Origin of the sequence: Rhodobaculum claviforme, assembly GCF_016653255.1 — a bacterium.
Lineage (GTDB): Bacteria > Pseudomonadota > Alphaproteobacteria > Rhodobacterales > Rhodobacteraceae > Rhodobaculum > Rhodobaculum claviforme.
Window position 1 is genome coordinate 1 of record NZ_NHSD01000161.1, and the last position, 7,745, is coordinate 7,745.

General features: G+C 72.0%; 6 protein-coding genes. 1 reads left to right on the forward strand and 5 read right to left on the reverse strand.

Features of this window, described 5'->3' with window-relative positions:
* Positions 1-243 precede the first annotated feature (243 nt).
* The 5 genes from CCR87_RS05275 to hutI are packed head-to-tail and all read right to left on the reverse strand — an operon-like array spanning position 244 to position 6,560.
* Entirely contained in the window at positions 244-1,335 is a 1,092-nt protein-coding gene (locus tag CCR87_RS05275; RefSeq protein WP_201156517.1) for a TRAP transporter substrate-binding protein, read from the reverse strand.
* A gap of 56 nt (positions 1,336-1,391) precedes the next feature.
* Positions 1,392-3,080 carry a urocanate hydratase gene (hutU, locus tag CCR87_RS05280; protein WP_201156518.1) on the reverse strand — a complete coding sequence of 563 codons (1,689 nt, stop codon included), beginning with the start codon at positions 3,078-3,080 and terminating at the stop codon, positions 1,392-1,394.
* Positions 3,077-3,880, reverse strand: a complete 804-nt coding sequence (hutG, locus tag CCR87_RS05285) for an N-formylglutamate deformylase (protein ID WP_201156519.1) — start codon at positions 3,878-3,880, stop codon at positions 3,077-3,079. Before hutG ends, hutU begins: the two co-directional genes overlap by 4 nt.
* Complete coding sequence (hutH, locus tag CCR87_RS05290; protein WP_201156520.1) at positions 3,877-5,379, reverse strand: histidine ammonia-lyase; 1,503 nt, start codon at positions 5,377-5,379, stop codon at positions 3,877-3,879. Before hutH ends, hutG begins: the two co-directional genes overlap by 4 nt.
* Positions 5,373-6,560 (reverse strand): imidazolonepropionase, encoded by a 1,188-nt coding sequence (hutI, locus tag CCR87_RS05295; protein ID WP_201156521.1) that lies wholly within the window; start codon positions 6,558-6,560, stop codon positions 5,373-5,375. Before hutI ends, hutH begins: the two co-directional genes overlap by 7 nt.
* A gap of 94 nt (positions 6,561-6,654) precedes the next feature.
* Between hutI and CCR87_RS05300 the strand changes: the two genes are divergently transcribed.
* On the forward strand, positions 6,655-7,745 hold a 1,091-nt coding region (locus CCR87_RS05300), incomplete at its 3' end, for a formimidoylglutamate deiminase (RefSeq protein ID WP_201156522.1).

The window sequence follows — 7,745 nt, forward strand, 5'->3', positions numbered from 1 at the left end:
ACGGTGGGGACGGGTCGGCAGGGACGGGTGGCAAGGGGCGGCTGGGATGGGGCGGCTGGCAAAGGGCGACCGGGAAGGGGCGAAGCGCGGACCCGGCGGTCATGTCGCGGCCCGATGCGCACCGTCTGCGTCCGTCTCGTTCCGCACACACCGCCCCCGCACACACCGTTTCGGCACAGCGTGCTGGGGTCGGCCCGGTCCGGGCGGCCGTGTGGGCGCGCTCGGACCGGGCGGGGCGGCGGCTCAGGTCGGGTGGTCGAAATCGAGGCTGCGCGCGGCCAGCTGGGCGGCCTCGGCGTGCGGCATGTAGTCGGCCATCAGCGCGCGATAGGCGATGTAGCTTTCGGTGATCTCGCGCTCCAGCTCGTCGCCGCCGTCGCGCATCTCGCGCACGATCTCGCCCATGGCGTTGCCCATGGCGATGATGATCTCCTCGGGCCATGCCTTCACCTGCACGCCATGCTGGGACACCAGCTCGCGCAGGGCCATGGCGTGCTTGGTGGTGTATTCCGTCAGCACCACGTTATAGAGGCTCTCGGCCGCGGTCGAGACGACGGTCTGCAGATCCTCCGGCAGGGCGTTCCAGGAATCGAGATTGACCGCGCATTCCTCGGCTGAGCCGGGCTCGCCCACCCCGTTGTCATAGTAGATCGACGCCACCTGCTGGAAGCCCAGCGTGCTGTCGGTCCATGGCCCGATGAACTCGCCCGCATCCAGCGCGCCCGATTGCAGCGCCTGGAACATCGCGGGGCCGGACATTGCCTCCACCGCCGCGCCCAGGCGGCTCATCACCAGCGCATTGAGGCCGGTGGTGCGATAGCGCAGGCCGCGCAGGTCGTCGACGCCCGTCACCTCGGAGCGGAACCAGCCGGCCCACTGCGCCCCCGAGTTGCCGCACAGGAACGGCTTGAGGTTGAAGCGCGCATACATCCGGTCATAGAGGTCCTGGCCGCCGCCGTGCAGCATCCAGCCGTGCTGCTCGATCGCCGTCAGGCCCAGGGGCTGCGAGCCGAACAGCAGGATCGCCTGGGACTTCGATCCCCAATAGGCCGGCACCGCGTGGTAGATGTCGGCGGTGCCTTCGCCCACGGCATCGAACACGCCCATGCCGGGGACGATCTCTCCGGCCGGGAACAGCTCGATCTCCAGCCGGCCGCCCGACAGGGTCTGGATCCGGTCGGCCAGCATCTGCGCGGCCACCCCGGGCCCGGGCAGGTTGCGCGGCCAGGCGGTGACCATGCGCCAGCGGGTCACGCCCTGGGCGATGGCGGGCGCGGCCAGTGTGGATGCGGCCGCGCCGATGCCCGCGCTGGCGAGGAAGGTTCTGCGTTTCATGGGTCGTCCTCCGTGTCGGGTTCCTGGTCGGTTTCTTGTCGGGGTAAGTGTCGGGATCATCGGCGTCCGAGGATGCCGGGCAGGTTCAGCCCGTGGTCGCGCGCGCACTCCAGTGCGATGTCGTAGCCCGCATCGGCGTGGCGCATCACGCCGGTGGCGGGGTCGTTCCACAGCACGCGCGCCAGCCGCGCATCGGCATCCTCCGACCCGTCGGCGCAGATCACCATGCCCGAATGCTGCGAGAACCCCATGCCGACGCCGCCGCCGTGGTGCAGGCTGACCCATGTGGCCCCCGATGCACAATTCAGCAGCGCATTGAGCAACGGCCAGTCGCTGACGGCGTCCGAGCCGTCCAGCATCGCCTCGGTTTCCCGGTTGGGGCTGGCGACGGAGCCGCTGTCGAGGTGGTCGCGCCCGATCACCACCGGGGCCTTCAATTCGCCGTTGCGGACCATCTCGTTGAACGCCAGCCCCGCGCGGTGACGCTCGCCCAGCCCGATCCAGCAGATCCGCGCGGGCAGGCCCTGGAAGGCGATGCGGTCGCGCGCCATGTCGAGCCAGTTGTGCAGATGCGCGTCGTCGGGGAACAGCTCCTTCATCTTCGCGTCGGTGCGGTAGATGTCCTCCGGGTCGCCCGACAGCGCGCACCAGCGGAACGGGCCGACGCCGCGACAGAACAGCGGGCGGATATAGGCGGGCACGAAGCCGGGGAAGGCGAAGGCGTTCTCCAACCCCTCCTCCTGCGCGACCTGGCGGATGTTGTTGCCGTAATCGAGTGTGGGCACGCCCGCGTTCCAGAAATCCACCATGGCGGCGACATGGGTGCGCATGCTCGCGCGGGCGGCGGCCTCCACCGCCGCGGGGTCGGTCTCCTGCTTGGCGCGCCATTCGGCCACGCTCCAGTCCACCGGCAGGTAGCCGTGGATGGGGTCGTGCGCGCTGGTCTGGTCGGTGACGATGTCGGGGCGCGGGCCGCCGGCCTTCATGCGGGCCACGAGTTCGGGGAACACCTCGGCCGCGTTGCCGATGAGGGCCACGGATTTCGCCTCGCCGGCCCTTGTCCAGCCGTCGATCATCGCCAGCGCCTCGTCCAGCGTGTGGGCCTTGGCGTCGCAATAGCGGGTACGGATGCGGAAATCCGCGCGCGTCTCGTCGCATTCGACCGCAAGGCAGCAGGCCCCGGCCATCACCGCCGCCAGCGGCTGCGCCCCGCCCATGCCGCCCAGCCCGGCGGTCAGGATCCAGCGGCCCGTCAGGTCGCCGCCGTAATGCTGGCGCCCGGCCTCCGCGAAGGTCTCGTAGGTGCCCTGCACGATGCCCTGGGTGCCGATGTAGATCCAGCTTCCGGCCGTCATCTGGCCGTACATCATCAACCCCTTGCGGTCGAGGTCGTTGAAATGCGCCCATGTGGCCCAGTGCGGCACCAGATTGGAGTTCGCGATCAGCACCCGCGGCGCGTCCGAATGCGTGCGGAACACGCCGACCGGCTTGCCGGACTGCACCAGCAGGGTCTCGTCGCCCTCCAGATCGCGCAGGGCGCCGCAGATGCGGTCGAAATCCTCCCATGTTCGCGCCGCGCGCCCGATGCCGCCATAGACCACGAGTTCATGCGGGTTCTCCGCCACGTCGGGGTGCAGGTTGTTCATCAGCATCCGCAACGCGGCCTCGGTCTGCCAGCTCTTGGCGCTGATCTCGGGGCCGGTGGGGGGATAGACGTCGCGGATGTTGTGGCGGGGGTTGGTCATGCGGGGCCTCTCAACGTCGGGGCGATTTCGGCGAGGGTGGCGAGGATGCGGCCCAGCACCGGGCGCAGCCGGTCCGCGCGGGCGGGGTCGTAGGCGAAGGGCGGCGCCTCGGTCGCCAGATGGGTGGATTGTGCCAGTTCCATCTGGATGGCGTGGACGCCGGTTTCGGGGCGCCCGTAGTGGCGCGTCGTCCAGCCGCCCTTGAAGCGGCCGTTCAGCACGGTGGTGTGGCCTTCGGCCCCCGCGCAGATGTCGTGGACGGCGCGGGTGATGCGGTCGTCGCAGCTGCTGCCCTCGGCGGTGCCGATGTTGAAATCCGGCAGGGTGCCGTCGAACAGGAACGGGATGCGCGACCGGATGGAGTGGCAATCGTAGAGGATCGCCACGCCGTGGAGCGCGCGCACCCGGTCGATCTCGGCCGTCAGGGCGGCGTGATAGGGGGCGTGAAAGGCCACGCGCCGGGCCTCGATGTCGTCGCGCGCGGGCTGGCGGGACCAGATCGGATCGCCGTCGAAATCCGTCAGCGGCACGAGGCCGGTGGTGTTCTGCCCGGGGTACAGGCTCGCGCCGTCGGGGGGGCGGTTGGCGTCGATGGCGTAGCGGTGGAAGGTCGCGCGCACGACCGTCACGCCGGGCAGCAGGCGGTCATAGAGGCGGTCGATGTGCCAGTCGGTGTCGCTCAGCGTCCGGCCCCGGGGATTGAGCGCGGCGAGGATGTCGGGCGGCAACCCGGTCCCGGTGTGCGGCATGCCCAGCACCACCGGCCCGTCGCCGCGGGTGACCTGCACCGGGCCGCTCATGCCGCTGCCCGGGTCAGCGCGCCGGAGCGCACGAGCGCGGCTGCGCGCTCGATCTCGGGCGCGAGCAGGCGGTCGCCCTCCAGCCGGGGCACCTCGGCGCGCAGCGCGGCCATGGCGGCGGCCAGCGGCGGCGATGTCGTCAGCGGCGCGCGGAACTCCACCCCCTGGGCGGCGCACAGGGCCTCCACACCCAGGATCACACTCAGGTTGTCGGTCATCGGCCCCAGCCGGCGGGCGCCGTGGGCGGCCATGCTGACATGGTCCTCCTGATTGGCCGAGGTGGGGGTGCTGTCGGTCGAACAGGGGGTCGCGAGGTGCTTGTTCTCGCTCATCAGCGCCGCCGTCGTCACCTCGGCGATCATGTAGCCGGAGTTCAGGCCCGGGTCGGGCGTCAGGAACGGCGGCAGGTCGTGGCTCAGCGTCGGGTCCACCATCAGCGCCACGCGGCGCTGGGCGATGGCGCCGATCTCGGCCACCGCCAGCGCCAGGATATCGGCGGCAAAGGCCACGGGTTCGGCGTGGAAGTTGCCGCCCGACAGGATGCGGCCGGGCAGCACAAGCGGGTTGTCGGTGACCGCGTTCGCCTCCACCTCCAGCGTGCGGGCGGCAAAGGCGATCAGGTCGGCCGCTGCCCCCACCACCTGCGGCACGCAGCGGATGCAATAGGGGTCCTGCACGCGGGTGTCGCCGTCGCGGTGGCTGTCGCGGATGTCCGATCCGGCCATCAGCGCGCGCATCCGCGCCGCCACAGCGATCTGCCCGGGCTGGCCGCGCAGGGCATGGATCCCTTCGTCCAGCGGCGCGTCGGAGCCCATGATGGCGTCGGTCGACAGACATGCCGTGACCAGCGAGGCGTCCATCAGCGCCTGCGCCTGCCACAGCCCCGCCAGCGCCAGCGCGGTGGAGAATTGGGTGCCGTTGATGAGCGCGAGCCCCTCCTTGGGCCCCAGCGCGACCGGCGTCAGGCCCGCGTCGCGCAGCGCGGCCTCGGCCGGGCGGCGGGTGCCCGCGACGATCACCTCGCCCACGCCGATCATCGCGGCGGCCATGTGCGCCAGCGGCGCAAGGTCCCCCGAGGCGCCCACCGACCCCTGCACCGGGATCACCGGGGTGATGCCGGCGGCCAGCATCGCTTCGATCAGCGCGACCACCTCCCAGCGCACACCGGACGCCCCGCGCCCGAGGCTGAGGAGCTTCAGCGCCATCATCAGCCGCGCGGTGGCGGTGTCGAGCGCCGCCCCCACGCCGCAGCAATGGCTGAGGATCAGGTTGCGTTGCAGGGCGGCGGTATCCTCGGGCGCGATCCGCCGCGACGCGAGCTTGCCGAACCCGGTGTTCACCCCGTAGACGGCCGCGTCGCCTGCCGCCGCCGCCGCGATGGCGGCTGCCGCCGCCTCCACCGCCGGGCGGGCCTCGGGCGCCAGCCGCGCGGGCAGGGCGTCGCGCCACAGCCGCTCCAGATCGGCCAGCGGGGTGGCGCCGGGTGTCAGCGTCAGCATGCGATGCCTCCGAAATACCGCGCGTGCAGCGGGTTGAAGCCGATCCGCCAGGCCAGTTCCGCCGGGGTTTCCACGTCCCACACCGCCAGATCGGCGCGCAGCCCCGCTGCGATCCGGCCGCAGTCGTCCAGCCCCAGCGCGCGGGCGGCGTGGACGGTGACGCCCGCCAGCGCCTCCGCCGGGGTCAGGCCGAACAATGTGCAGCCCATGTTCATCGCAAGCAGGATCGACGTCATGGGCGAGGACCCGGGGTTGCAGTCGGTCGCCAGCGCCATCGCCACGCCATGCGCGCGCAACGCCGCGACCGGCGGCGCCTGCGTCTCGCGCAGGGTATAGAACGCGCCGGGCAGCAGCACCGCCACCGTTCCGGCGGCGGCCAGCGCGCGGGCGTCGGCGTCGGTGGCGTATTCCACATGGTCCGCCGACAGCGCGCCATACCGCGCCGCCAATGCCGTGCCGCCCATGTGCGAAAGCTGCTCGGCATGGAGTCTCACCGGCAGGCCGAGGCCGCGCGCGGCGTCGAACAGCCGCGCGATCTGCGCGGTGTCGAAGGCGATCCCCTCGCAGAACCCGTCCACGGCATCGACCAGCCCCTGTGCGTGCGCCGCCCGCAGCGTGGGGATGCAGATGTCGTCGAGATACGCGTCCGCGTCCATTCCCGGCGGCACCGCATGGGCACCCAGGTACGTCGTGCGCACCCGCACCGGGCGCGCGCGCCCGATGGCGCGGGCCACGCGCAGCATGCGCAACTCGGTGTCCGCCTCCAGCCCGTAGCCGGACTTGACCTCCAGCGTGGTGACGCCCTCGGCGATCAGGGCGTCGACGCGGGGCAGGGCCTGGGCCAGCAGGGTGTCCTCGGTGGCGGCGCGGGTGGCTGTGACGGTGGACAGGATGCCGCCGCCCGCCCGTGCGATCTCGGCATAGGTGGCGCCCTGCAGGCGCATCTCGAACTCGCGTGCGCGGGTGCCGCCAAAGACGACATGGGTGTGGCAGTCGATGGGCGCGGGCGTGACCAGCCGTCCGCCCAGATCGCGCGCGGGCCAGCCCGCCAGATCGCCCGGCATCTGCGCGCGCGGCCCGGCCCAGCGGATGCGCCCGCCCTCCAGCGCCACGACGCCGTCGGGTGTGTCGGGCGTGTCCGGCGTGGCCAGCACGGCGCCGGTCAGGATCTGTCGTTCCATGCGGCCCACCTCGGGGTTGATCGCGTCACCGTGGCATGAGTATTGTCTGCACAATTAAGCCCTGTCAACGTGGGTGGGCAAAGGGGGATCGCAGGTGCACACACTCTGGGCAGAGCAGGCATTGTTGCCCGATGGCTGGGCCCGCGACGTGCGGGTGGACCTCGGGGCGGACGGGCGTATCGCGGCCGTAACGCCGGACAGCCCCGCCTGCGGCACGCGCCACGCCGTGCTGCTGCCGGCACCGGCGAACCTGCATTCCCACGCGTTCCAGCGCGCGATGGCCGGGTTGACCGAGCGGCGCGGCCCGGACCCGTCCGACAGCTTCTGGACATGGCGACGGCTGATGTACCGCTTCCTCGACCGGTTGACGCCCGACGACGTGGAGGCGATCGCAGCCCTCGTGCAGATGGAGATGCTGGAGGCGGGCTATGCCACCAGCGTGGAGTTCCATTACCTGCACCACACCGCCGACGGCACCCCGCACGCCGATCTGTCCGAGATGGCGGGCCGGATCGTGGCCGCCGCCTGGACCACCGGGGTGGGGCTGACGCTGCTGCCGGTGCTGTATCAGTACGGCGGCTGCGACGCGCGCCCGCTGGGGCCGGGGCAGGTGCGCTTCGGCAACGACCCCGAGCGATTCGCCCGGCTGCTGGAGGGGGCGGGCCGTGCGCTGGGCGCGTTGGGCCCGGACGCCGTGCTGGGCGTGGCGCCGCATTCGCTGCGCGCGGTGTCGCCGCAGGCGCTGGCGGAGATCACGACCGGCGTCGGCCCCATCCACATGCATCTGGCCGAACAGACCGCCGAGGTGGCGGAGGTGGAGGCCGCCCTCGGCGCCCGCCCGGTGCGCTGGCTGCTGGACCATGCCGATGTGGACCCGCGCTGGTGCATGATCCACTGCACCCAGATGCTGCCGGACGAAACCACCCGCCTGGCCGCCACCGGGGCGGTGGCGGGGCTGTGCCCGATCACCGAATCCTCGTTGGGTGACGGGATCTTCGACGGGGTGCGGTGGCTGGGCGCGGGGGGGCGGTTCGGCGTCGGCTCGGACAGCAACATCCGTATCGCCCTGGCCGAGGAGCTGCGGGTGCTGGAGTACTCCCAGCGCCTGCGCGACCGGACCCGGGCGGCGCTGGCTGCGCGCGACGCCTCGACCGGGCGGGTGCTGTTCTCGGGGGCGGTGTCGGG

Excerpts from the sequence above, each read along its gene's own strand:
- hutU (WP_201156518.1), bottom strand. The coding sequence starts at position 3,080 with ATGACCAACCCCCGCCACAACATCCGCGACGTCTATCCCCCCACCGGC.
- hutH (WP_201156520.1), bottom strand. The coding sequence starts at position 5,379 with ATGCTGACGCTGACACCCGGCGCCACCCCGCTGGCCGATCTGGAGCGG.
- hutI (WP_201156521.1), bottom strand. The coding sequence starts at position 6,560 with ATGGAACGACAGATCCTGACCGGCGCCGTGCTGGCCACGCCGGACACG.
- hutG (WP_201156519.1), bottom strand. The coding sequence starts at position 3,880 with ATGAGCGGCCCGGTGCAGGTCACCCGCGGCGACGGGCCGGTGGTGCTG.
- CCR87_RS05275 (WP_201156517.1), bottom strand. The coding sequence starts at position 1,335 with ATGAAACGCAGAACCTTCCTCGCCAGCGCGGGCATCGGCGCGGCCGCA.